This window comes from Pseudomonas sp. 20-5 (assembly GCF_056782835.1).
The window spans coordinates 3,002,906-3,026,523 of the sequence record NZ_CM165584.1 but is presented as its reverse complement, the minus strand read 5'-3'; the positions used below and the strand labels follow the sequence as shown (position 1 = coordinate 3,026,523).

At 69.8% G+C, this 23,618-nt stretch carries 15 protein-coding genes; all 15 read right to left on the bottom strand.

What is annotated here, in order from left to right:
• Window positions 1-5: 5 nt before the first annotated feature.
• Window positions 6-1,412 (bottom strand): ABC transporter substrate-binding protein, encoded by a 1,407-nt coding sequence (locus AC1RB9_RS13900; RefSeq protein WP_003113101.1) that lies wholly within the window; start codon window positions 1,410-1,412, stop codon window positions 6-8.
• A 134-nt stretch (window positions 1,413-1,546) separates the two neighbouring features.
• Entirely contained in the window at window positions 1,547-1,792 is a 246-nt protein-coding gene (locus tag AC1RB9_RS13895) for a 4Fe-4S dicluster domain-containing protein (RefSeq protein ID WP_003089354.1), read from the bottom strand.
• Window positions 1,793-1,877: 85 nt separating this feature from the next.
• Complete coding sequence (locus tag AC1RB9_RS13890; RefSeq protein ID WP_003113100.1) at window positions 1,878-3,602, bottom strand: fumarate reductase/succinate dehydrogenase flavoprotein subunit; 1,725 nt, start codon at window positions 3,600-3,602, stop codon at window positions 1,878-1,880.
• On the bottom strand, window positions 3,599-4,348 hold the full coding sequence (locus AC1RB9_RS13885; protein ID WP_003113099.1) for a GntR family transcriptional regulator: 750 nt from the start codon (window positions 4,346-4,348) through the stop codon (window positions 3,599-3,601). The genes AC1RB9_RS13890 and AC1RB9_RS13885 overlap by 4 nt, the downstream gene beginning before the upstream one ends.
• A 175-nt stretch (window positions 4,349-4,523) precedes the next feature.
• On the bottom strand, window positions 4,524-5,975 hold the full coding sequence (locus AC1RB9_RS13880; protein ID WP_003450871.1) for a carbohydrate-binding protein: 1,452 nt from the start codon (window positions 5,973-5,975) through the stop codon (window positions 4,524-4,526).
• Between the two features lie 219 nt (window positions 5,976-6,194).
• Complete coding sequence (locus AC1RB9_RS13875; RefSeq protein WP_003089366.1) at window positions 6,195-6,737, bottom strand: YbaK/EbsC family protein; 543 nt, start codon at window positions 6,735-6,737, stop codon at window positions 6,195-6,197.
• Window positions 6,738-6,804: 67 nt separating this feature from the next.
• The gene (locus AC1RB9_RS13870; protein WP_033873473.1) at window positions 6,805-13,182 is read right to left on the bottom strand and encodes a non-ribosomal peptide synthetase; all 6,378 of its coding nucleotides are present in this window, start codon (window positions 13,180-13,182) and stop codon (window positions 6,805-6,807) included.
• 19 nt (window positions 13,183-13,201) lie between these two features.
• On the bottom strand, window positions 13,202-14,221 hold the full coding sequence (locus AC1RB9_RS13865) for a TauD/TfdA family dioxygenase (protein WP_003113096.1): 1,020 nt from the start codon (window positions 14,219-14,221) through the stop codon (window positions 13,202-13,204).
• Window positions 14,218-15,306 (bottom strand): TauD/TfdA family dioxygenase, encoded by a 1,089-nt coding sequence (locus AC1RB9_RS13860; RefSeq protein WP_003160283.1) that lies wholly within the window; start codon window positions 15,304-15,306, stop codon window positions 14,218-14,220. The genes AC1RB9_RS13865 and AC1RB9_RS13860 overlap by 4 nt, the downstream gene beginning before the upstream one ends.
• A 29-nt stretch (window positions 15,307-15,335) precedes the next feature.
• Window positions 15,336-19,016 (bottom strand): non-ribosomal peptide synthetase, encoded by a 3,681-nt coding sequence (locus AC1RB9_RS13855; RefSeq protein ID WP_169057974.1) that lies wholly within the window; start codon window positions 19,014-19,016, stop codon window positions 15,336-15,338.
• A gap of 164 nt (window positions 19,017-19,180) precedes the next feature.
• A complete protein-coding gene (locus AC1RB9_RS13850) occupies window positions 19,181-19,798 on the bottom strand; it encodes a LysE family translocator (RefSeq protein WP_003113093.1) in 618 nt (205 codons plus the stop codon).
• Between the two features lie 109 nt (window positions 19,799-19,907).
• The gene (locus tag AC1RB9_RS13845; protein ID WP_003117834.1) at window positions 19,908-20,774 is read right to left on the bottom strand and encodes an ABC transporter permease; all 867 of its coding nucleotides are present in this window, start codon (window positions 20,772-20,774) and stop codon (window positions 19,908-19,910) included.
• A gap of 16 nt (window positions 20,775-20,790) precedes the next feature.
• Window positions 20,791-21,639 (bottom strand): ABC transporter ATP-binding protein, encoded by an 849-nt coding sequence (locus AC1RB9_RS13840; protein ID WP_003113091.1) that lies wholly within the window; start codon window positions 21,637-21,639, stop codon window positions 20,791-20,793.
• A gap of 7 nt (window positions 21,640-21,646) precedes the next feature.
• Entirely contained in the window at window positions 21,647-22,669 is a 1,023-nt protein-coding gene (locus tag AC1RB9_RS13835) for an ABC transporter substrate-binding protein (RefSeq protein ID WP_003450890.1), read from the bottom strand.
• A gap of 40 nt (window positions 22,670-22,709) precedes the next feature.
• The gene (locus AC1RB9_RS13830) at window positions 22,710-23,597 is read right to left on the bottom strand and encodes a TauD/TfdA dioxygenase family protein (protein WP_003450892.1); all 888 of its coding nucleotides are present in this window, start codon (window positions 23,595-23,597) and stop codon (window positions 22,710-22,712) included.
• Window positions 23,598-23,618 lie beyond the last annotated feature (21 nt).

Here is a 23,618-nt window from a genome sequence, read left to right as displayed (position 1 = left end):
CCGCCTCAGCGGAGCGCCAGCGCCTGCTGGCTGGCGGCGGCAAAGTCGCGTACCTCGCCGCCATGGCGGCGGGCATAGTCCTGGGCCTGCTCGCGGAGCAGGAAGGCGTTGAGGCGACCCTCGCCGTCGCGGACGAACCACGCCTGGTTGGCCAGCAGCTTGATCCCGCTGTCACGATCCTGGGCGTAGATCGCACGAATCGCCTTGCCCTGCGCCTTCAGCTCGGCAAGATCGGCCAGGGCCGACTCCGGCGAAGCGTAATGGCGCACCCTGGCCTCGCCCTTCACCCAGATCTGCGCTACCCGTTCGAACTCCTCGATCGGCCGGCCGCTGCGCGCGTCGCTGGCGCGCAGCGGCGACGGTGCGTAGTCTGCCAGCGCCGCCTGGTAGTCCAGCCCGGCCTGACGGTAGGCCTCGCGGATGTAGCGGTCGTCGACGAAACGCTCGACGTCCAGCCCACGGTCGGCCTTCTTCAGCAGCTTCAGGGTGTCGATGGAGGTCGCCAGCGCCTGGCGGTATTCGGGTTTCCAGGCCTGGTCGCGGGTCTGCAGGCCGAGCGGACCGTGGAACAGGTAATTGACCTCGGCCTCGATGCCGGTGACCTTCTCGATCAGCTCGCTGTATTTCTCCGGTTCGGCGGCCAGCAGTCGATTGGCTTCGATGCTCGCCCGCAGGTAGGCCACCACCACCTCCGGATAGCGCTCGGCGTAGGCGGCGTCCACCAGCGCGCCATGGAAGGTCGGCGCGTTGGCCTGGGAACCGTCGTAGATCTTGCGGGCGAAGCCGCGATTGGGGAACAGCTCGGCGAAGGGTACGAAGTCGGCATGGGCGGCAATCTTGTTCGCCTGCAAGGCCGAACCGGCGATTTCCGGCGGCTGGGCGATGATGGTCACGTCGCGCTGCGGGTCCCAGCCTTGCGCCGCCACCGCGCGCAGCAGCATGCCATGGGCGGTGGAGGCGAACGGTACGGAGATGGTCTGGCCTTTCAGTTCGGCCAGCGACTGCACCGGCGAGCCGCTCGGTACCACGATGCCGTTGCCGCTGCCACGGGTGCTGCCGGACAGCACGCTGATGAACAGGCTGCGCTTGCCGGCGGCGGCGAAGGCCACGCCGTTGAAGGTGCCGGGAAAGTCGGCCATGGCGCCGAAGTCGAGCTTGCCGGCGACCATCTCGTTGGTCAGCGGTGCGCCACTGGTGAAGTTCTTCCACTCCACCCGGTAGTCCGCATCCTTGTAGCGGCCGTCGCGCGGCAGGTATTTCTCCAGCAGGCCCAGCTCGCGGATCAGCAGCCCGCCGGCGGCGCAGTTGATGGTGGTGTCCTGAGTGCCGATGGCCACGCGGATGGTTTCCGCCTGGGCACCCAGGGAAGTCAGGGCCAGCGCCAGGCTGGCCAGGATTGCACGCAGTCGCATGGGGATTCCCCTCGAATCATGGTCATGGGAATCGTCTCCGCCACCCGGACGGTGGTGGGAAACGAGGGGTGTTTCAGGGTGGCGTCCGGGAGTGGCCGGATGGCGGGTTCTGCCTCGCTTGCCGGGAGCGGGCGTCAGCGCAGCAGGTAGGGAATCTCGACCTTCACCGCGCCGGTCGGGCAGTCCTTTTCGCAAGGCATGCAGTACCAGCACTCGTCGTAGGCCATGTAGGCCTTGCGGGTCGTCGGATCGATGGCCAGCAGGTCCATCGGGCAGACCTCGACGCAGACGGTGCAGCCCTTGTCGGCGATGCAGCGGTCTTCGTCGATGGTCACCGGGGCGCTGCTGCGGAAGAAGATGTCCTGGGGTCGGTAGGCCATGGCACGCGGTCCTCGTGGTTCGATCTGGCCCGCTTTCGTGGCGGCGGGCTCGGTGTCTAGCGGTACTACGCCGGGGCGTGGGGCCCTAGGCGGCGTCGTTCCTCAGCCGCAGGCGCTGGTAGGCCTGCTGTTCGCCCTCGTCGATGGCGAACAGGTAGGGTTCGACCGGTTTCCTGAAGCTGGCCATGCGTCCCTGCTCGTCCTTCTTCAGGTGCGCGTGGCAGAACCAGGCAGCGTCGTCGCGCCGCGGATAGTCCACCCGGTGGTGGTACAGGCCCCAGCGGCTCTCGGTGCGGAACAGCGAGGCGCGCGCGGCCATCTCCGCGCAATCGCGGATAACGCTGACTTCCAGGGCGCGCATCAGCTCGTGGGGGTTGTCCGCCTTGATCCGCTCCAGGTCCTCGGCGATGGCCTGGATGCGTTGCAGGCCCAATTCCATCTTGCGGGTCACCTTGGGCGGTTGCAGGTAGTCGTTGACCAGCCGGCGCAGCTTGTACTCCACCTGCGCCGCCGGCAGGCCATGCTCGCGCAGCAGCGGCGCCTCGATCCGCGCACGCTCGCGCTCGACCTGGGCGCGGTCGACCGCGCTGAAGGCGCGCCCGGCGACGTATTCGGCGGCGTTGCGCCCGGCGAACCAGCCATAGGTGAAGGCGCCGAGCATGTAGTTGTGCGGCACCGCGGCCATGTCGCCGGCGGCGTAGAGGCCCTTCACGCTGGTCTCGGCCTTCTCGTTGACCCACACGCCGGAGGCCGAGTGGCCGGAGCAGAAGCCGATCTCGGAAATGTGCATCTCGACCATCTGCTGGCGGTAGTCGGTGCCGCGCCCGGCGTGGAACTGCCCGCGACTGGGGCGTTCGTTGCCATGGAGGATGTCCTCGATGGTCTGGATGGTTTCCTCCGCCAGGTGGTCGAGCTTGAGGAACACCGGGCCATTGCCGCCTTCGAGTTCCTGGTGGAACTCCCACATCATCTGCCCGCTCCAGTAGTCGCATTCGATGAAGCGCTCACCCCTGGCGTTGGCGGTATAGCCACCCAGCGGGCCGGTGACGTAGGCACAGGCCGGGCCGTTGTAGTCCTTGATCAGCGGGTTGATCTGGAAGCATTCCAGGTTGGCCAGCTCGGCGCCGGCATGATAGGCCATGGCGTAGCCGTCGCCGGCGTTGGTCGGGTTCTCGTAGGTACCCATCAGGTAGCCCGAGGACGGCAGGCCCAGGCGGCCCGCCGCGCCGCAGCAAAGGATCACCGCCTTGGCGCGGATCACATGGAAGTCGCCGCTGCGGCAGTCGAAACCGAGTACGCCGTTCACCGCGCCCTCGGCATCGGTGAGCAGGCGGGTGCAGACCAGGCGGTTGGCGATGGGGATCCGCGCACGCTTGAGCTGGCGGTAGAGCACCTTCTTGATGTCGTGCCCTTCCGGCATCGGCAGCACATAGGCGCCCATGTGGTGGACCTTCTTCACCGCATAGTCGCCGGTCTCGTCCTTTTCGAACCTGACGCCCCAGCGATCCAGCTGCCGCAGGGTCTCGAAGCTGTGGCTGGCATAGGCGTATACCGCCGCCTGGTTGACGATGCCGTCGTTGGCCACGGTGATTTCCCGAGTGTACTGCTCGGCCGTGGCGTGGCCGGGGACGATGGCGTTGTTCAACCCGTCCATGCCCATGCTGATGGCGCCGCTGCGCTTGACGTTGGCCTTGTCCACCAGCAGCACGCGCAGTTCGCGGTCGTGCTCCTTGGCCTTGATCGCCGCCATCGGCCCGGCGGTGCCGCCGCCGATCACCACGATGTCGTATTCCTGCTCCAGGGTGTTCATGCCCGCTCTCCCTTCTGCCGATCGATGCGCAGGCGATACTGGAAAGCGTCGCCGCGGTAGTAGAGGTATTCGAAGTCCAGCGGCGCGCCGTCGGCGGCATGGGTCAGGCGCTCGATACGCATGATCGGCGCGCCCTCCTCGACCGCCAGGGCGCGGGTCAGGTCGGCATCGGCGAGCACCGCGTCGATGGCCAGGTCGGCATGGCCGAGGGGAATGCCGCAATCGTTCTCGAGGATCAGGAAGATGTCACGGGTCACCAGGTCGGCCTTCTCCAGGCGCTCGCCGAGCGCCTGCGGCAGGTAGGTGACTTCCAGCGAAACCGGCTCGCGGTTGACCAGCCGCACCCGCTTGATCTCGCACACAGGGCTGCCCTCTTCCACCCGCAGGCGCTCGGCCACCCGCGCGCCGGCCGGCACGTAGCGCAGGCCATGCAGGCGGTTGATGACCTCGTAGCCCATCTGCGTCATGGACTCGCCCAGGCCTTGCAGGGTGCTGACGTTCTGGAACGCCTTCGGCCGGGCGACGAAGGTGCCCTTGCCGTGGATCTTGAAGATCAGCCCTTCCTTCTGCAGGTCGCCGAGCGCCTGGCGCACGGTGATGCGGCTGACGTCGAAGGCCTTGCCCAGCTCGTTCTCCGAGGGCATGCGGCTGAGCGGCGGGTAGACGCCGTCGAGGATGCGCCCGCGCAGCAGCTCCTTGAGCTGGCTGTACAGCGGCACGGGAGAAAGCGGGAGCAGTTTGCCCATGGTCGGATTCGCTTGTCGGAGTGGCTCGGACACTTGTTATAACAAGTTATGCTGTGATGGTAAACGCCATGAACGATCAAGCGGAAATACCGAAAACGCATATGGATATGGCGCCACCCGTGCGTGGCTCTCGCCGGCCAAAGGACCGGCCCGCAGCGCGGACCGGCCCGCCCCCTCAGCGCAGCGGCCGCCAGAGGGTGAAGGCTACCGGCGGCGTCCAGCCGCTGTTGGAGGTGTGCGCCTGCAGGCAGAGATAGCGCAGCCCCTCGTAGGTCACCCCATCGTCGACCCGATAGGCCTGGTTTTCCCGCCATTGCGGGAATTGCGGATCCACCGCCCCGCCGCTGGTGCTGACCTCCAGGCCTTCGCTGGGCAGCGACTGGTTGCCCTGGGTATCGGTGGCGGTGACGAAATAGCTGTAGCGGGTGTCCGCCGTCAGGCCGCTGTCGGTGGAACCCAGCGCGGCGCTCTGGCCAACCATGGCGCCGTCGCGATAGAGGCTGTAGTAATCGATCGGACGCTGCCCGCTGGAGGCGTTCCAGGCCAGCACCAGGCTGGTCTCGCCGCGCTCCAGCAGACGCAGGCCCTGCGGCGCCGCCGGGCGCTGGTCGCCGCCCTCGCCGTCATGGATGAGGCTGGCGTAGCGCTTGCGGAACTCCCAGTTGTAGCGCTCGCCGCGCTTGTTCAGGCCATCGTCCCAGTTCACCGACCAGGTCATCAGGCCCTTGATCGCGTGACCGGCGGCTTCCAGGCGGCGAAACGCGTTGCTCACCGCGGCGGGATCGATCACGTAGCCGGTGGCCGCCGCATCGACGTTGCTCGGCAGGCCGATGGCCAGGCGCTGCGCCGGGATCCGCACGAAGTCGCGGCTGCCGGTGGCCAGGCTCTCGGTGAGGTAGTAGAGGAAGTCTTCTTTCATCGCGTCGTTGTTCTGCGCGATCCAGGCGCCCTTGCCGCCGTTCGCCTCCTGGACCCACAGGCCGTCGCCGCCCTGGTTGTAGTACTGCGGCGCGATGAAGTCGTAGACACCTTCCAGGGCCTGCAGATAAGGCACGTACTTGCCGTTCTTGTGCAGATAGGGGAACTCCGGGGCCATGCTGACGATGAAGTGCTTGCCCTGCCCGGTGTAGTGCTCGCGCACCAGCTTGAGGGCCGCCGGCAGCACCCGCTGGTTGTCGGCCAGGTCGATGGCGCTCTGCTCGAGGTCGATGTCCAGGCCGTCGAAACCGTAGGTTTCCACCAGGCGGACGATCTCGGCGGCCAGCGCCTGCTCCTGCCCGGCGTGCAACTCGATGTGCGCGTCGGCGCCCCCCAGCGAAATCAGCACCGCGCGGCCCTGGGCGTTGAGCACGCCGACCTGGCGGCGAAACTCCGCGTCGGACAGGTTGTATGGCTGGAAGGTCGGGATGCCGCGCCCTTTCATGAAGGCCACGGCGACCACGTTGTACTCGCTCGGCACGTCTTCCAGCGCGATGTTGGCGAACGAGCCTTGCTGGTAGCCGTCGGCGGCGCCGGCCGGCCAGTTGTGCCAGAAGCCCATGAGAATCTTCTTGCCGGCGATGCTCGGCATGGCCGCCGCGGCATCTTCGCGGGCCTGGTGCAACTGGGAAAAGTCGATCCTGATCATTTACCGCTCCTCGGATGAAGGTAGGAAACGCATCCGGAGGGGCTGTCCGACGAACCGCGCCGTGGCCACCGCGAACGCTTAGAAAAAACAGGCGCGAGCGTCTACCACGGGGCATTCCGGCGTTTGTCACGATCAGGGCGGGGGCATGGTTGCAGAGACGGCGGAAGGCTTCACCTACCACAATTGGCAGAGCCGCGGCGGCGATGCTCCGCGCCGGGTTCAACCGGCTTCGCTGAGTTCGGCGACCACCACTCCGGGAAGGTCTTTCAGCAGTGCCGGGGACAGCAGCAGCTTGGTCTCGCGGACCCCGGCGCCCATCACCACCAACGGCCGTTCGAAGACCGCCGCGTCGACCAGCAGCGGCATGCCTTCGGGCAAGCCGAACGCGGTGATGCCGCCGAACTGCATGCCGGTCAGCTCGGTGGCGACCTCGCGGGCGGCGAAGGACAGCCGGCGGGCCCCGAGCAGCGCCTTGACCGCGCCGTTCACGTCGAGCCGCCGCGAGCCCAGGTTGACCACCGCGGCATAGCCTTCGGCGCCGTCGCGCTTGTAGCGCAGGACCAGGGTGTTGGCGCAGTCCTCCAGGCCAAAGCCGTAGCGTGCGCTGAACGCCGCGGTGTCGGAATGCTCGTCGGCGACGCGGAACACCACCAGCTCGGCGGAAGGCAGGCCGCGCGCGACCTGCTCCGGCAGATGGCGGTGGTAGTCGGCCGGGGCGACGGCGTCGAGCCGGTGGCGTTGGGTGTATTCGCGCAGAACCATGGGCAACCTCGAATGAAGACGGACGGCACCGGCCCCTGCCGCCAGGCGGGCGGCAGGGGCCGGCGGTTCAGGTTGCCAGGTTCGCCGGCACGCCGCCAGGCACATCGGGCGCCAGGCGCTGCCGCAGGATCGCGCAGACCTCCTCCGCCGCCGTCACCACCAGGCCGTGGCCGCCGGCCAGGGTCTCCAGCTCGTAGCGGCTGGCGTGCCGCCGCCAGCCGTCGATGGCCGCCCTGGAGACGCCCGGGTCCTGCTCGCCGAGGATCGCGGTGATCGGTATGGCCAGCGGCTCGCGCGGGCGGTAGCGATAGTCGGCGGCCAGGCGCGAATCGGCGCGCAGGGTGGCCAGGCTGATCTCGCGCAGCTCCGGGTCGTCGAGCACTTCCAGCGGCAGCACGTCGTACTCGCGCAGGGTTCGCAGCAACTCGGCGTCGCCCATCGCATGGAAGCGCGGGTATTCCAGGTCCGGCCCCGGAGCGCGGCTGCTGATCACGAACAACTGCCTGGCGCGCAGGCCGTGCAGGCTTTCCAGGCGTGCCGCCAGTTCGTAGGCGAGCATGCCACCGAGGCTGGCGCCGACCAGGGCGAACGGACGGTCGAGCAATGGCAGGAGCGCGTCGTCGATGGCACAGAGCATGGCCTCTACATCGGTGACGAATGGCTCGTCCTGGCGTTCCTGGCGCCCCGGATACTGGATCGCCAGCAGCTCCACGTCCGCCGGCAGGCGCGCGTCCCAACCACGGAAAGTGCCGGCGTTGCCGCCCGCGGGCGGCAGCGCGATCAGGCGCAGGCGCGGCTGCGCGCTCCCGCTGCGCTGCAACCACAGGGCCCGGGCGCGCTCGGTGGCGGGCGGCAACGGCGGCGCGTCGGCGGCATGGCAGCGGCGCACCACTTCGCGGGCATCCGGATCGCCCTGCAACAGCCCCAGGCTCAGTTGCCTGCCGGTCAGCCGGCGCAATTCGGCGATCGCCTGCACGCCCAGCAGCGAATGCCCGCCGGCACTGGCGAAGCCCTGGTCGGCCGCCAGCGGCCGGCCGAGCACCCGGGACAACACCTTGAGCACCCGCCGCAGCTCCACGCTGTCCTCGGCCTGGGCCGCCGTGGGCGGCTGCGCCGGGTCCTCGAGCAGCGCCAGCAACGCCTCGCGGTAGGCGTCGGCCAGCGCCTCGGCGCGCTCGGCGGGGAAACGTCCGGCGGCGTACTGGAAGCCCACCTCGAGGCGCTCGCCGGCCACCTCGAAGTCCACCGCCAGCGGCACGTCGACGTCCACCACCACCTGGTCGAGGATGCCGCCGTGCCTTACTCCCGCCGTCGGCGCGGCGTCGTCCTGGTGGAAGTCGACGAAGTTGAACAGGCTGTCCAGGCGCAACTCGCGGTTGCGCCTGCGAATCGCCGCCAGCGGATGGCGCCGATGTTCCAGGCTCGCGCGCTCGTAGTCGAATGCGCGACGGGCGCTGTCGAGCAGATCGACGGAAGCCGACAGCCGGCACGGCAGGGTGTTCAGGAACAGGCCGAGCAGGCGGTCCGCTCCCGGCTCCTCGGGGCGCCCGTGGCTGACGAAGCCGGTGACTACTTCATCGGCATCGCTGAAGCGGCACAACGCTCGGCCATGCACCGCCAGCAACAACGAACGCAAGGGCAAGCCGCTGCGTTCGGCCAGGGCGCGCAAGCGCGACAGGCTGTCGGCCGGCACGTCCACGCGGACCGCCGCCATGCGCCGGGGTCCCTCCTCCGCCAGGCCGGGCAACGGCCGGTAGCGGGCGCCGGCCAGGTAGTCGAGCCAGAACAGCGCCGAGGCGGCGTTGGCCTCGGCCTCACGCTCCAGCGCCACGTAGTCGCGGAAGCCTACCGCGGGCGCTTCCGCTTCCCGCGCGACGACACCGGCGAGAAGGTCGGCGTAGACCGCCAGCAGCTCGTCCACCAGGCTTTGCAGGCTCCAGCCGTCCAGCACGCTATGGTGTTCGGCGACGCCCAGGGCGAAGCGCCGCTCGTCCAGCGCCAGCGCGGCGAGGCGCACCAGCGGTGGGCGGCTCCAGTCGAACGGGGTGGCCTGCTCTTCCTCGATCCAGGCACGCAGGCGCAGGCGCCGTGTTTCCCCATCGAGGCCACACAGGTCGTGCACCGGCACCTCGGCGGCGACCGCAGCGGCCGGGTGGACCCATTGCAGGGGAACCTGGCCACCGTGCAGATCGAAGCCGGTACGCAGGATCGCGTGGCGGCCGATCAGGATCGCCCAGGCGCGCGCCAGCAACTCGCCGTCCAGGCGTCCATGCACCTCGTGCAGGACGACGTTGTGCAACAGCCGTGGATCGCCGCTGGCCTCGCTTTGCAGGAGCATGCCCTGTTGCAGGCTGGTCATCGGATAGGCGTCGTCGAGCCCCTCCGGCAGGCGCTTGCGTTCCGCCGCCGACAACAGGGCGAACGGCTCCAGCGACTGCGGCGCCGAGGTCCCGAGCGCATCCGCCGGACTCGCCGGAGCGGCCAGCAGGCGCGCCAGTTCGCGGATGCTCTGGTGGTTGAACACGTCGCGCAGGGTAAAGGCAAGCCCCGCCTCGCGCGCCATGACCTGCATCTGGATCAGGCGGATGGAGTCGCCGCCGACCTGGAAGAAATTGTCGCTGATGCCGATCGCCGGGCGTTTCAGCACGCTCTTCCAGATCTCCAGCAGGGCCGCCTCGGTGGCATTGGCCGGCGCTTCCAGGGTCTGCGCGGCCGCCTCGGCGGCCAGCGCCGCCAACAGCGCGCGACGGTCGAGCTTGCCTTCGGCGGTCAGCGGCAGGCGTTCGACCCGGGCGATCCGGCTCGGCAGCATGTAGGCCGGCAGGCGCGCCTCGAGGAAGCCACGCAGGGCCTGCTCGCTCAGCTCGCCGCCGAGGGCCGCGGCGGGGCGCGGCGCGAGCGCGCGCCAGTCGATGCGCTCAGCCAGCGACTCGGCATAGCCCGGGCGCACCGCGTAGCAGTTGTAACGGTCGGTACCCTCCAGCAGCGCGTCCTGACGGATGCTCACCTCGAAGCCATGGCGGCGCAGCAGGTCGCTCAAGGCATCGGCGCGGCCGGCGGTGGCACCGTCGCGCTTGTCATGGACCTCCAGGACGATCTGCCGGACCTTGGCCAGCGCCGCATCGTCGAGACCGAGCAGCACATCCATTTCCGCGCGCTGCACGTCGATCTTCAGCAGGTCGATACGCTCCAGGCCCAGTTCGCCGATCACCTGGTCGAGGCGGCGCAGGCGGCAGCGGTGGGCTTCGGCGCGCAAGCGGTCGTCGAGGATTTCGTCGATGTTGTCCAGCAGCAGGTTGGCCCCGCCCTCCTCGCCCTGGTTGCTCAGGTAGCGTCGGATGACGTCGCGTTCGCCGCTGGCGTCGGCGTACTCGGCGATCCCGGAGAAGGTCGAGTAGCCCGGATAGTAGGTGAAGGTTTCCTCGCGCTCGGCGTCGGACAGGCCGATGCCGAATACCTCGACCTGCGGTGCGTAGCGTCCGAGGTTGGCCTCCAGGCGCCGGCGGATCGGTGCCAGCGGCTCGAAGGCGACCACTCGCGCGCGCGGCGCGCGGCTGGCGATGTACAGCGAGAACAGGCCGATGTTGGCACCGACGTCGAGGACCACCGCGTCCGGCGGCAGGACGATGCCGTCGCGGCTGTAGACCTCGTCGACGAAGATTTCCTGGTAGACGTACTCGGTTTCGTTGAGGTTCAGTCCGGCGACCCGGTGCCCGCTGGGCAGGTCGACTTCCAGCCAGGACTCGTCCGCGGTCTCACCGGCGGCGGTGACGAAGGCGACGATCCGGCGATCCGCGCCCGGTTCGGCCGCATCGGCCTCGTCGGTGAGTACCGCCGCCTCGCCCACCGCTGGGTGTTCCAGCAACGCGCTGCGGATCTCGCCCAGTTCGATGCGGTAGCCGTTGATCTTCACCTGTTCGTCGATCCGCCCGAGGAACTCCAGGCAACCGTCGGCGCGCCAGCGCACCAGGTCGCCGCTGCGGTACAGGCGGCCGCTGCCCGGCCAGCCCTCCTCGAGGAAGCGCCCGGCCGCCTCGCCGGCGTCGCCGGCATAGCCGCGCGCCACCCCGGCGCCGCCGATCCACAGTTCGCCGCTGGCGCCACGGGTCTTGCGACGACCGAGGCCATCGACCACATGCAGATCGACGTTGGCCAGGGCGCGGCCGATGGTCGGCCGCGCATGCTCGGCGACCCGCGCCAGGCTGGCGTTCACCGTGGCTTCGGTAGGACCGTAGAGATTGAACACCTGGCAGCGGCGCCAGCCGGCGGCGACCTCCCAGGACGCTTCGTCGAAGCGCTCGCCCCCTACCAGGATGCGCCCGGGCAGCGCCGGGTGGGCATCGTCGAGGCCGGCCTGGAGCAGCAGGCGGAACAGCGACGGGGTGCAGTCGAGCACGTCGATGCGCCGTTCTTCGAGGAACCCCAGCATCCGCTGCGGATCGCTGCGCACCTCCTGCGGCACCAGGACCAGGCAATGGCCGGAGAGCAACTGGAGAATCTGCTTGATCGAGGAGTCGAAGGAGAACGGCGCGTTGACCGTCACCCGCAGGCCCTCGCCCACCACGTTCGCGTATACCGTGCGCGCCAGGGCCTGGGACAGGTTGAGCGCGCTGGCGTGCTCGACCACCACGCCTTTGGGCTGGCCGCTGGTGCCCGAGGTGAAGATCATGTAGGCCGCATCGCGCCCGCCCGGCGCCGGCAGGCTCATGCCGCTGCCGGCAAGCGGCAGCGTCGACAGGTCCAGGCAGGCCCCGGCGAAGGCCTCGCGGGCGCGCCCGGCGCACTCGGCATCGGCAAGGGCGAAGACGATCCCGCCCGCTTCGCGCATCCGCTCCACCCGCGCCGCCGGAAACTCCGGATTGACCGGGGTGTACACCGCCGCCGCGCGCATCACCCCGAGCAGGGCGACGATCGCCTCGCGGTTGCGCCCGGTCATCACCGCCACCGCCTGGCCGGGCCGCACGCCGGCAGCCAGCAGCGCTTCGGCGACCGCTTCGCTGCGCGCGCGCAGCGTGGCGAAATCCAGGCTGCCGTGGGCATCCAGCAACGCCGGCGCCTGCGGCTGCAGGGCGGCGCGCAGATCGAACGCGGCCACCAGGGATTCCACCGGCGCGGGCTCCACGCGCTCGCCCTGCCAGGCCTGGTAGCGCTCGCGCTCGGCCGCGCCGATCAACGGCAGCCCGGCCAGTGGCAGTTGCCTGTCGGCGGCGATGCTTTCCAGGCATTCGACCCAGGCGTCGAGCAAGCGCCCGGCCAGCGTTCCGTCATGGTCGCGGCGGACCCGCAGGCTGGCCAGCCGGCCTTCGCCGTGGGGCAGCACCTGCAACTCGAGGAACCCGCCCAGCGGCGGCTGACGGCAATCCAGCTCGGCCACCCCGGCGCCATCCAGTTCGCCCGCCAGCCAGGCGAAGCCCAACTCGGCGAGCGGCCAGTCGGGGGCAAAGGGATCGCGCAGGGCCGCTGCCTCCTCCTGGGCGAGGATCGCCGCCTGGAGGGCGTCGAGCCGCTCGCCGACGCTGCCCGCGCGGACATTCTCCAGGCACAGCGGCGCGACCCCGGCGAACGGTCCGGCCAGCTCGGCGAACTCGTTGAACAGGCGCCCCGAGACCAGTCGCGCCATTTCCAGAGGGAGTCCCTCGTCGCCCTGGAACTGCCCGGCGACCTGGGTCCAGGCCAGCAGGGCGGCCGCCTCCGGCAAGCCGTTGGCGGCCAGGCGTTCGAGCAGCGCGCGCGGCAGCAGGCGCCGCGCCGTCCACTCGCCTTCGCCCAGGTCGTCCGCCAGCGCCAGCGGACTCTCCGCCGCAACGGCCGCCTGCTCGCGCCAGTAACCGCTGGCGCTTTCGCCGTCTTCGCCGGCCAGCGCCTCGTTGGCCCACTCGGAGAAATGCTGGAACAGCAGCGCCTCGTCTCCCTCGTCCGCGCTCGCCTGGCCGGCCGGCCCCAGGCCGCGGCGCAGCAGCGCCACCAGGCTGGCCGCATCGACGACGAACGCCGGCGCCGCCAGCAACAGCCCCTGGAGCGTCTCTCCGGCGGCGTCCAGCAGCAGGCCGAGCGCCAGTACCGGCTGGCCTTCCCCGCCCAGGGGCGAAGCGGCGAGACGCGCGCTTTCGCGCGCGAAGCGTCCGGCCCAGTCGCCATCTCCCGGCAGGCGCTCGACCAGCAGATCGGCCGCGCGCCCATCCAGTACCTGCACCGGCAGGCTCATGCCCGGCATCGTCCGGTAGGCCACGCGCAGTTGCGCCTCGCCGTCCAGCGCCCGGCGCAGCCGCTCCAGCGTCGCCACGGGATCGGCCGGGGCGTGCAGGCGCACGCCGACAACCGTATTTTCCGGCCGCTCGGCATGGCGGCGCCAGGCGCGGGTCTGCAAGGGAGACAGCGGGAATCCTTCGAGCGCTTCGCTCGCGGCCGGTTGCACAGCGGATTGCAGGTCTTCTGACGCACTCATGGCTATCCCTCGCACGGGTTCAGGGTTGGTGGACATGCAGGTCGGTCATCGCCACCAGCACCTTGCGCTCGCCGGTGTACGGCTCGCGGCCGTGGACGCTGATGAAGTTGTCGAGCATCAGGACATCGCCGCGCTCCCAGGCGAACGCGCGGGTTTCCTCGCGGTAGGCGGCGCGGATGGTGTCCAGCACCTCCGCCTCAATCGGGCTGCCGTCGCCGTAGTAGGCGTTGCGCGGCAGGCCCTGTTCGCCGACCTCGTCGAGCAAGGCCCGGGCCAGGGCCGGCGGCATGTTGGAGACATGGAACATGTGCGCGTGGTTGAACCACAGCGTCTCGCCGCTGAGCGGGTGGCGCACCATCGCCTGGCGTACCTGGCGGGTATTCAGGCGCTGGTCGTCGAGCCAGGTCCATTGGGTACCGGTCTGCCGGCAGTAGGCCTCGACCTCGGCGCGACTGTCGGTCTGGAAGCCTTCCTGCCAGGTCAGGTCGATCTCCGGCCCGTAGTTGCGCACGTAGCACACCCCATGGCGGAGGAAGCGCTGCCTGATCGCCTCGGGTATCCGAGCGCTGACCCGGCGCTCGTCGGCCAGGGGCGTGCGGCCCTGGGTGGCGGGCGGCGTCTGGCAGTAGAAGTGGATATAGCTCGGCCAGTTGTGCGAGTAGGACATCTCGTGGTGCGGCGGAATCCAGCCGTCCGGCGAGAACTCGGTGGAGGTGAACACCCGGTGCGCCACTTCCTGGCGTGCCGCCGCGCGCTCCAGGTAGTCGAGCATGTTCGGCGAAAAGCTTTGTACCGCCTGGGAGAAGCCCTCCGCTCCGTCTACCGCGAAGCCACGAAACAGGATGCCGCCATGCCGCAGCAGGCTGTCGCGCAGCCCTGCGCCGGCGGCGGCGATCCATTGCCGCAGGTCCATGCCCGGCTGGCGCGCGCGGACGATGCGCAGGTAGTCGTTGGCCGGGTCGAGCAGGCTTTCCTCCACCAGGTCGCCGGCCGAGAGCTGCCGGGGGCGCAGGCGCGGCGCGCTGAACGAGGCGCTCATGCGGCACCTCCGAGCGCCAGGCGCGAAGGTGTCGGCGGAACGTCGGCGGGCGCCAGGCTGGAATACGGCGTGGACATGATGGTGAGGATCCGTCGCGGCCCGCGGAACGGCTCGCGGCCGTGCTGGGCGAGCATGTTGTCGAGGATCAGCACGTCGCCCACGCGCCAGTCGAAGCGCCGCGTCTCGCGGTCTATGGCGCTGCGGATGGTCGCCAGGGTCTGCGCCTCGATCGGGCTGCCATCGCCGTAGTAGGTCTGGTACGGCAGGTCTTCCTCGGCGACGCTGCGCAGCAGCGCATCGCGCAGGCCCGGCTCGAGACTGGTGGCATGGAAGAACATGCCGTGGTTGAACCACAGGCGCTCGCCGGTATACGGGTGGCGTTGGAACGCCGCGCGCCTCTGCCAGGTGCGCAGGTGCTCGTCGCCGATCCAGGCATGGGCGATCCTGTGCTCAGCGCAGAACGCCTCGACCTCGGCGCGGCTGTCGGTCTGGAACGCTTCGCGCCAGGACAGGCCGAGGCCGGCGCGGTAGTTGCGCACGTAGAGGATGCCCAGGCGCCCGAAGCGTTCCAGCAATTCGTCCGGCAGGTGGCGGAGCACCAGCCGGTTGGCCGCCACCGGGGTGGCGCCGCCCTCGAGCGGCGCGACCTGGCAATGGAACATGATGTACAGCGGCCAGTCGGCGGTATAGGACTGCTCGTTATGCAGGAAGATCGGCTGGTCCACCGGATGCTCGGTGGAGGTGTAGACCTCGCCGCTGACCTGGCTACGCGGCGAGGAACGCTCCTTGTAGTCGAGCAGTTGCGGGGCGAAGGCAGCGGCGGCTGCGCGGAAGCGCTCTGCCGAGTCGACCTCGAAGCCTCTCAGCAACAGGCCGCCAGCCAGGTTCAGGTCGTCGTGCAGGGACTGACCCTGCTCGCGAATCCAGTCGGCCAGGGACAGGCCGGGAGCCTGTGCCTCGATCAGCAGCGGCAGGCCGTCGCGCTCCGCCGCCGGGCGCCGCACCAGCGCCTCGCTGCTGCGCGGGCTGAGATTGCGCGGCCGGGCGAAGCCGCGACCGGTGAGACTGGGAGCTGTTCGTTCCATCGCTGTTCTCCGTGGGAGGCTCGGGGTCGTCAGGAAGCGTTGCAGCCCTCCGGCGACATGCGTTTCGAGATAGGTTCGCCGGCATTCGCCAGCAGGCGCCGCTCCCAGGCCTGGTGCAGGCGCTCGATGCGGTGCAGGTCGAAGATCGCGCTGGCCCCGGTCCAGACGGCCAGCCAACCCTGCGGCTGGTCTTCCAGCCACAGCGTCAGGTCGAGGCGCGCGCCAGGCACCGGGATGAAGTCGGCTTCGACGCGCACCCCGGCATCCACCGCCGGGGCCGCCCGACCGTTGTGCGCGCCGCAGGCGATGCGGATCGGCAGGCCGCTGGCGCCGCGCTGGCGCAGGGCCTGGGTCACGCATTCGAGGGGCACGTCCTGGTGTTCGAGCAGTTCCAGCAGATCATGGCCGACCTGGCGCAGGCGCCACTCCACGGACTGCTCCGGACGCAGGCCGACCGCCAGCGGCAGGAGGTTGACGAAGCAGCCGACCAGCCCCTGCATTTCCAGGCGCGAACGCCCGGCCAGGGCCACGCCGACGAGCAGGTCGTCGACGCCCAGTTCGGCGCCGAGCACTTCGGCGAAGGCCTGTAGCGCAGCACTGAACGGGCTTACCGAGGTGCGTTCGGCCAGCGCCCGGCAGGCGGCATGGACGGCGGCGGAAACCGGCAGGGCGAGGCGTTGGCCGGCGCGCCCGCCGCTCTCCTCCGGGCGCGCCGGCGCGGCGCCGGGAGCCTTCGCCAGCGGCAACAAACGCTCAGCCCAGCGCTCGGCGACACGGTCCAGGCGTCCCGAGGCCAACGCCGCGCGCTCGCGGGCGGCAACCTGTTCCGGCGTGCTGGCGAGCACGCCCAGGCGACCGCCATCGAGCAGCGTCTTCAGTTCCGCGGCAAAGACCGCCAGCGACACATCGTCGAAGGCGTAGTGATGGACGCTGAGCAGGAGGTCGGCGCGCGCGCTGTCGCGGGTGACGACCAGCAGCAGGCGTGCCGGCGCCTCGTGGGCGAGGTCGAAGACTCGCGCGCCCTCACGGCGCACGCCATCCTCCAGCAACCGCTCGGCGTGGACGGCGTCGCTCGCCAGCAGGCGTTGCAGGGGCACCGCATGCGCCGCCAGCGCATGCGGCTGCGGCCCGTCGACGCCCGTTTCGACACGCCGGCGCAGCGCCACATGCCGTTCCAGCAACTGGCGCAAGGCCTGTTCGATGGCGTCGGCCGTGGCGCCGACTATGCGCAGGTGGGCCAGCAGGTTGTAGGAGGTGTCCTCCGGCGCCAGTTGCTGGGCCACCCACAGGCGCCGTTCGGCGAGGCTCAGCCCGGCGGCGCCGGCGCTCGGCTCCGGCTCGTCGCCCTCGGGCGCGGCCTGGCGCAGCAGTTCCAGCAGGGCCTCGGGGGTCGCCGGGCCACCGGCGAACGCCTGCAACGGTACGCGGCGGGACAGTCGCTGGCGCAGCGTCGCGAGCAGGTGCACCGCCCGCAGGGAATCGCCGCCGGCGGCGTAGAAGCCCTGTCCGGCGCGCGGCGGCGCACCAAGCTGCGCCTGCCAGGCCTGGTGTAGCGCCTGCTCCAGCGGATCGCTGGGCAGCGCCTGGGGCTCGGCGCCGGTCGCCTGGGGACGCGGCAGGGCCTTGCGGTCGATCTTGCCGTTGAGCGTCTTGGGCAGCTCCGCCAGGACCACGAACGCCGACGGCAACATGTAGTGCGGCAGACTTTGCCCAAGGTGCTCGTTCAGCGCCTGGAGCGGCGGGGCGAACGGCGCCGCCAGGTAGCCGACCAGCCGACGCAGGCCGGCGCTGTCCTCGGTGAGCATGGCGCAGGCTTCGCTCACCCCGGGAAAACTCGCCAGGCACGAGGCGATCTCGCCCAGCTCGATGCGGAAGCCGTTGAACTTGACCTGGTCGTCGAGCCGGCCGAGGTGTTCCAGCACGCCGTCCTCGCGCATGCGTACGCGGTCGCCGGTGCGATAGCGGCGCTCGCCGCTGCCCGGATCGACGCGGAAACGCTCGGCGGTCTGCTCCGGCTTGCCGAAATAGCCACGCGCCAGGCCGATGCCGCCGAGGTACAGTTCCCCGGCCACGCCCAGCGGCAGCGGCGCCTCGAAGCCGTCGAGCACCTCCACCGTGGTGCCGGGCAGCGGTCGGCCGATGGGCGGCTCGTCGAGCGCTTCGGCGTGCAGGTCCAGTTCGTGCACCGTCGAATAGGTGGTGTCCTCGGTCGGCCCGTAGAGATTGACCAGGCGCCGTACCTGGGGTTGGCCACGAATCTGTCGCACCAGGTGGCCGCGCAGCGGTTCGCCGGCCAGGTTCAGCGTGCGCACCCCGCCCGGCAGGTCGCCGAGGGCGAGCAGCGCGGCACACACCGAGGGCACGGTATTGAGCAGGCTGATCTCGTCGCGGCGCGGGTAGTCCGGCAGGCTGAACAGGTTTTCCACCAGGTGCAGCGTGCCGCCTTCGGCCAGGGTGCCGAACAGCTCGTAGACCGACAGGTCGAAGCACACCGAGGTCGCCGCCAGTACCCCGCTCCATTCTTCGGCGGCATAGTGCTGGCCGGCCCAGCGCAGGAAGGCATGGGCGCTGCCGTGCTCGATGGCGACGCCCTTGGGGCGTCCGGTGGATCCGGAGGTATAGATGATGTAGGCGAGGTGGTCGGCGCCGACCTCGCTCGCGGGCAGCGCCAGGTCGTTCGCCTGGTCGCCGCCCTCCTCCAACGTCAGGCATGGCCGGCCCAGCGCGGCGACCCGCTCGCGGGTGCTCGCGTCGACCAGCACCAGCAGGCAGTCGGCGTCGTCGAGCATGTAGGCCACCCGCTCCTCCGGATAGGCCGGGTCCAGCGGGACGTAGCAACCGCCGGCGCGGAGCACGCCAAGCAGGCCGACCAGCAGGCCGCTGTCGCGCCGCAGGCAGACCCCGACCCGCTGCTCCGGAGCCACCCCGGCGGCGCGCAGGCGCACGGCGAGCGCGGCGCTTTCGCGCTCCAGCTCGGCATAGCTGAGGCTACGGTCGGCGGCGTGCACGGCGATGCGCTGCGGTGTGCGCCGCGCCTGGGCCTCGAACAGATGGTGGAGTACGCCGCGCGACGGGGCGGCCTGGGGCTCGCTGCGCAGGGCCTGCAAACGGCGCTCTTCGTCGGCGTCCAGCCAGGGCAGCCGGCCGACGCAGGCCTGGGCGTCGACCAGGCCGCGCGCCAGGCGCGCGAGATGGCCGGCGATACGCCGCAATTCGTCGTACTGGGGATCGCGCAGAGCCAGGCCGACGCTGCCGTCCGCCGCCAGCACCAGGGCCAGCCAGCCGGGGCTGCTCGCCGTCGGCCGCGCCGCCAGCACCTGGACCGCGCAGCGCCCGGCCAGGGCGGCGCGCTCCTGGCCGTCGGCGGATAGCTGCCGCCGGGCGTCATCGAGTTCTTCCGCCAGCCGCGCGCTACGTTCGGCGGACGACTCCATCGCCCGGTAGGCGGAACGCAGCAGCGCGGGCGCCTGCCGCCCGCGAACCGTGATCGGCTCGGGAAAGCCCAGGGTGATCTCTTCGTTGCCGTAGCGTCCCAGCAGTACCAGGAACGCCGCCAGCCAGTGCGCCGCCGGGAACGCTTCCGCGGCCGCCTCCGGCTCGAACCATTGCCAGGCGCAATGCGGGTCGCGCAAGGCGATTCGTCCCGGCAACTCCAGCCCCAGCGGGGCGCCTTGCAGGTAGCGCCGCTCCTGCGCAACCTCCGGGCGCACTGCGCGTCCCGCGGTCAGCGCCTTGCCCGACGAAAAGCTGCGTAACGGTAAGCCATGTCGCTCCTGCATCGCTCTCCCCCTTCCGAGGCTGGGCACCGAGCGAAAAACTCTTCACGAAATGGCGACGAGTTACGAGCTAATACAATTGATAGGGTGGTGACAGGTCAGGCCGAATGGCTTTCCGCGAGGATCGGGTACAGCGACGCGACCAACAGCAGCGCCATCCCTACGTTGAACACCCTCAGCCAGCGCGGATCGCGCAGCACGTTGCGCAGCATGCTGCCGAAACCGGCCCAGATTCCGATGGTCGGCGCGTTGATCAGGGCAAATACCGTCGAGATCACCACCACGTTGGTGAAGTAGCCCTGCAACGGCGTATAGGTGCTTATGGCGCCGACCGCCATCACCCAGGCCTTCGGGTTGACCCACTGGAACGCCGCCGCGCCCCAGTAGCTCAACGGCTTGCCACGTCCCTCCGGGTCGTTGCCGGCCGGGCCGGACGTGGCGATCTTCCAGGCCAGGTACAGCAGGTAGGCCGCGCCGACGTAGCGCAGGATGGTGTACAGCACCGGATAGGCCTCGAACACCGTGCCCAGGCCGAAGCCCACCGCCATCACCATGATGAAGAAGCCGCAACTGATCCCGAGGATGTGCGGGATGGAGCGGACGAAACCGAAGTTGACCCCCGAGGCCAGCAACATGGTGTTGTTCGGACCGGGCGTGACGGAGGTGACGAAGGCGAACAGGGAGAACGCCAGCAGCAGATCCACGGAGAGCGACATTCGTTCCATCCTTTGAAGTGGGTGCGGGCAAGACGTTACTCCGCTTTGCCGCCGCGCCAGCGCAACAGTTGCCGAGAAAGTTGCCGTAACACTCCACCCGTCCGCCGCCCTAGCGTTGCACTCCCCAGCGCTTCACCGTGAGGCGCTCGATGCTGCCGAACACCAGGTTCTCCACCAGCAGGCCGATCAGCACCACCACGGCCAGGCCGGCGAATACCTTGTCGGTGTACAGCTCGTTGCGGTTCTGGAAAATGTACCAGCCGAGCCCGCCCTTGCCGCTGCTCGCGCCGAACACCAGTTCCGCGGCGATCAGCGTGCGCCAGGCGAAGGCCCAGCCGATCTTCAGCCCGGCGAGAATCGACGGCAGCGCCGCCGGCACCAGGATCAGCAGGACGAAGCGCAGGCCACGCAGGCCGTAGTTGCGCCCTGCCATACGCAGGGTCTCCGAGACACCGAGGAAACCGGCATAGGTGTTCAGCGCCAGCGCCCAGAGCACCGAATGCACCAGCACGAAGATCAGGCTGTTCTGGCCCAGGCCGAACCAGAGCAGCGCCAGCGGCAGCAGCGCGATCGCCGGCAGCGGGTTGAACATCGCCGTGAGGGTCCCGAGCAGGTCGCGGCCCAACTGCGTGGAGACCGCCAGGCTGGTCAGAACGAAGGCCAGGACGATCCCCAGCAGGTAGCCCTTGAACAGCACCAGCAGGGAGATCCCCGCCTTGGCCGGCAGTTCGCCGCTGGCCAGGCCCTCGCCGAGGGCCCTGGCCGTCTGCAGGAAGCCTGGCAGCAGCAGGTCGTTGCCCTGGACCCGCGCCGCCAGCTCCCAGGCCAGCGCCAGCAGCGCCAGGATCAGCCCCTTGCGCAGCCAGCCCTGTTGCCAGAGACGCTGGCTCAGGGGCAGGCGCCGCTCCAGGGAGACCTCCAGCAGGGGTTCGAGCTGGACTTCGTATTCTTCGCGAACGCGCGTGACTCGACTCATCGATCGATTCCTCTGCTCAATGGGCCAGCCGGATATCGGCGAAGTCGAGGGTCGCGGCCGCCGTCGGTTCGCCGCCCTCGTCGAACAGCAAGCGGTGGATGCGTCGCGCCGCGGCTTGCAGCGGCTCGCCGCCAAGGCTGTGCAGCCCGAACGGGTGGCCGTGCACTTCGGCCCGGACCCGCCCCGGGTGCGGCGAGAGCAGCAGGATGCGGTTGCCCACCACCAACGCCTCCTCGATGGAGTGGGTGACGAACAGCAGGGTGAAACGCACCTCTTCCCACAGGCGCAGCAGTTCTTCCTGCATCTTTCGCCGGGTCAGCGCGTCCAGCGCGGCGAACGGCTCGTCCATCAGCAGGATCTTCGGCTGCATCGCCAGCGCCCGGGCGATCGCCACCCGCGCCTTCATGCCCCCGGACAGCGTGTGCGGGTAGGCCTCGGCGAAGCCCGCCAGGCCGACCTTCTCGAGGCATTCGTCGGCGCGTCGCTCGGCCTCGTCGCGCGTCACCTGGCCGGACACCCGCAAGGGGAACAGCACGTTCTGCCGTACGGTCTTCCATGGCGGCAACTGGTCGAACTCCTGGAACACCACGATACGGTCGGGGCCGGGCGCCCTGACCGCCTGTCCCTGAAGGCGGATCTCGCCCTCGCTGGGCGTGATGAAGCCGGCCACCGCCTTGAGCAGGGTCGACTTGCCGCAACCGGACGGGCCGAGCAGGACGAAGCGATCGGCCGGGTCGACTTCGAAGCTGACCCGCTGGGTGGCCCGCACCACGCGCGAGCGGGTGCGGTATTCGAGGCTGACTCCGTCCACCGCCAGCAGGGCGTCGGCGGGGAGCGTGGAAGGTTGGCGGGAGGCGGCGTTCATCGGCGTCTCAACTCCCCTGCAACGGCGCGCCGTCCTGGAAGAAATAGTCCTGCCAGGAGGCCGGCTTGTTGCGGATCGCACCGACCCGGTAGAGAAACTCCGCCAGCGGATAGGTGTTCTTCGGCGTGACGCTGAACTCCACCTGCGGATTGGCGATGATCTTCAGCAGCGCGGCTCGGTCGATCTTCGCCCCGGTCACCCGGATATAGGTATCGGCGGCGGCCGCCTTGTCGTTCTGGGCGAAGGCCGCCGCTTCCTTCAGCGCCTCGACGAAGGCCCGGTAGGTCTTCGGGTTGTCCTGGCGGAACTTCTCCGTGGCGAACAGCACGGTCGGCGAATTCGGCCCCAGCAGCTCGTAGCTGTCGAGCACCACGTGGACCTTCGGGTTGGCCAGCGCCTGGTCCTGGAACGGCGGGTTGGAGAAATGCCCGGTCAGCTCGGTGCCGCCGGCCACCAGCGCGGCGGTGGCGTCCGGATGCGGCAGCGCCACGGTGTACTTGTCGAGGCGGTCGAACTGCTTGTCGCCCCACTGCTTCGCCGCGGCGTACTGGAGGAAGCGCGACTGCACCGAAACCCCCACCGCCGGCACGGCGATGCGATCCCCGGCGCCGAAGTCGGCGATGCTCCTGACCCGCGGGTCGTTGCTCAGCAGGTAGTAGGGGAAGTTGCCCAGCGAAGCCACCGCCTTGACGTTCTGGCGCCCGCGGGTACGGTCCCAGATGGTCAGCAGCGGACCGACGCCGGCACCGGCGATATCGATCGCCCCGGACAGCAGCGCATCGTTGACCGCCGCGCCGCCGGACAGTTGGGTCCAGTCGACCTTGATTTGCAGGCCCTCGGCCTGGCCGTGCTTTTCGATCAGGCGCTGGTCGCGGACCACGTTGAGCAGCAGGTAGACGATGCCGAACTGCTCGGCGATGCGGATCTCGCCCTCGGCCTGCGCCGGCCGGCTGGCCAGCAGCGTGGTGGCGAGGCTCAGGCCCAGGCCGAGCGCGGCGACCAGGCGGGTGAAACGGGGAATGCTGTTCATGGAAACGCTCCTGGCGAAGAAGGGGAAGCGCGTGCCGTCGTCAGAACGGCGCGTCGCCCTGGATGGTGGTGCGGTAGAGCTTGCGCCGCAGGTGGGGCGGGCAACCGCCGGCGAGATGGATCAGCGAGCGGTTGTCCCAGAACACCAGGTCATGCGCCTGCCAGCGATGCCGGTAGATGTGCTCGGGGCGCACGCTGTGCGCATACAGCTCGGCGAGCAGTTGGGCGCTCTCGTCGGCCGGCAGGCCGACGATGCGGGTGGTGAAACCTTCGCTGACGAACAGCGCCTTGCGCCCGCTTTCCGGGTGGGTGCGCACGATCGGATGGACCACTTCGCGCACCTCGGCGAGCTGGGCGGCGCTCAGGGTCGGCCGCCAGTTGCCCTCGAAGCGCGGTTCGCTGTAGCGGGCGGTATAGGAATGCGCCGCCGTGCGTCCCTCGATGGCCTTGCGCAGGGCTTCCGGCAGGCTGTCCCAGGCCTTGTGCATGTCGGCGAACAGAGTATCGCCGCCCTCCTCCGGCAGCTCCTGGGCATGCAGCATCGAGCCGAGGCTCGGCAGCTCCTTATAGGAAAGGTCGGAGTGCCAGAACTTGCCGGCATCGCCGAGACCGACGGGCTGGCCGTTCTCGACGATGTTGGAAACGATGAGGATCTCCGGATGCCCTGGGAGCAGGAACTGCTTCAGCACATGGATCTGCAACTCACCGAAGCGCCGGCTGAAGGCGATCTGCTGCGCCGGGGTGATGCGCTGCTCGCGGAACACCAGCACATGGTGGTCCAGGTGCGCCCGGTGGATACGGCGGAAGTCCTCGGCGGCCAGGGGCAACCCGAGGTCGAGGCCGAGCACCTCGGCGCCGAACGCGGCATCGAGGGCACGGATCTGCAAGGGAAAGTCGGCGCGCGCTGGCGCCGGAAGGGAAACGGACATCGCTGACTCCCACGCAAGCCC

Excerpts from the sequence above, each read along its gene's own strand:
- AC1RB9_RS13870 (WP_033873473.1), bottom strand. The coding sequence starts at position 13,182 with ATGAGTGCGTCAGAAGACCTGCAATCCGCTGTGCAACCGGCCGCGAGC.
- AC1RB9_RS13885 (WP_003113099.1), bottom strand. The coding sequence starts at position 4,348 with ATGGGCAAACTGCTCCCGCTTTCTCCCGTGCCGCTGTACAGCCAGCTC.
- AC1RB9_RS13830 (WP_003450892.1), bottom strand. The coding sequence starts at position 23,597 with ATGTCCGTTTCCCTTCCGGCGCCAGCGCGCGCCGACTTTCCCTTGCAG.
- AC1RB9_RS13845 (WP_003117834.1), bottom strand. The coding sequence starts at position 20,774 with ATGAGTCGAGTCACGCGCGTTCGCGAAGAATACGAAGTCCAGCTCGAA.
- AC1RB9_RS13840 (WP_003113091.1), bottom strand. The coding sequence starts at position 21,639 with ATGAACGCCGCCTCCCGCCAACCTTCCACGCTCCCCGCCGACGCCCTG.
- AC1RB9_RS13835 (WP_003450890.1), bottom strand. The coding sequence starts at position 22,669 with ATGAACAGCATTCCCCGTTTCACCCGCCTGGTCGCCGCGCTCGGCCTG.
- AC1RB9_RS13900 (WP_003113101.1), bottom strand. The coding sequence starts at position 1,412 with ATGCGACTGCGTGCAATCCTGGCCAGCCTGGCGCTGGCCCTGACTTCC.
- AC1RB9_RS13875 (WP_003089366.1), bottom strand. The coding sequence starts at position 6,737 with ATGGTTCTGCGCGAATACACCCAACGCCACCGGCTCGACGCCGTCGCC.
- AC1RB9_RS13865 (WP_003113096.1), bottom strand. The coding sequence starts at position 14,221 with ATGAGCGCCTCGTTCAGCGCGCCGCGCCTGCGCCCCCGGCAGCTCTCG.
- AC1RB9_RS13850 (WP_003113093.1), bottom strand. The coding sequence starts at position 19,798 with ATGTCGCTCTCCGTGGATCTGCTGCTGGCGTTCTCCCTGTTCGCCTTC.
- AC1RB9_RS13860 (WP_003160283.1), bottom strand. The coding sequence starts at position 15,306 with ATGGAACGAACAGCTCCCAGTCTCACCGGTCGCGGCTTCGCCCGGCCG.
- AC1RB9_RS13895 (WP_003089354.1), bottom strand. The coding sequence starts at position 1,792 with ATGGCCTACCGACCCCAGGACATCTTCTTCCGCAGCAGCGCCCCGGTG.
- AC1RB9_RS13880 (WP_003450871.1), bottom strand. The coding sequence starts at position 5,975 with ATGATCAGGATCGACTTTTCCCAGTTGCACCAGGCCCGCGAAGATGCC.
- AC1RB9_RS13890 (WP_003113100.1), bottom strand. The coding sequence starts at position 3,602 with ATGAACACCCTGGAGCAGGAATACGACATCGTGGTGATCGGCGGCGGC.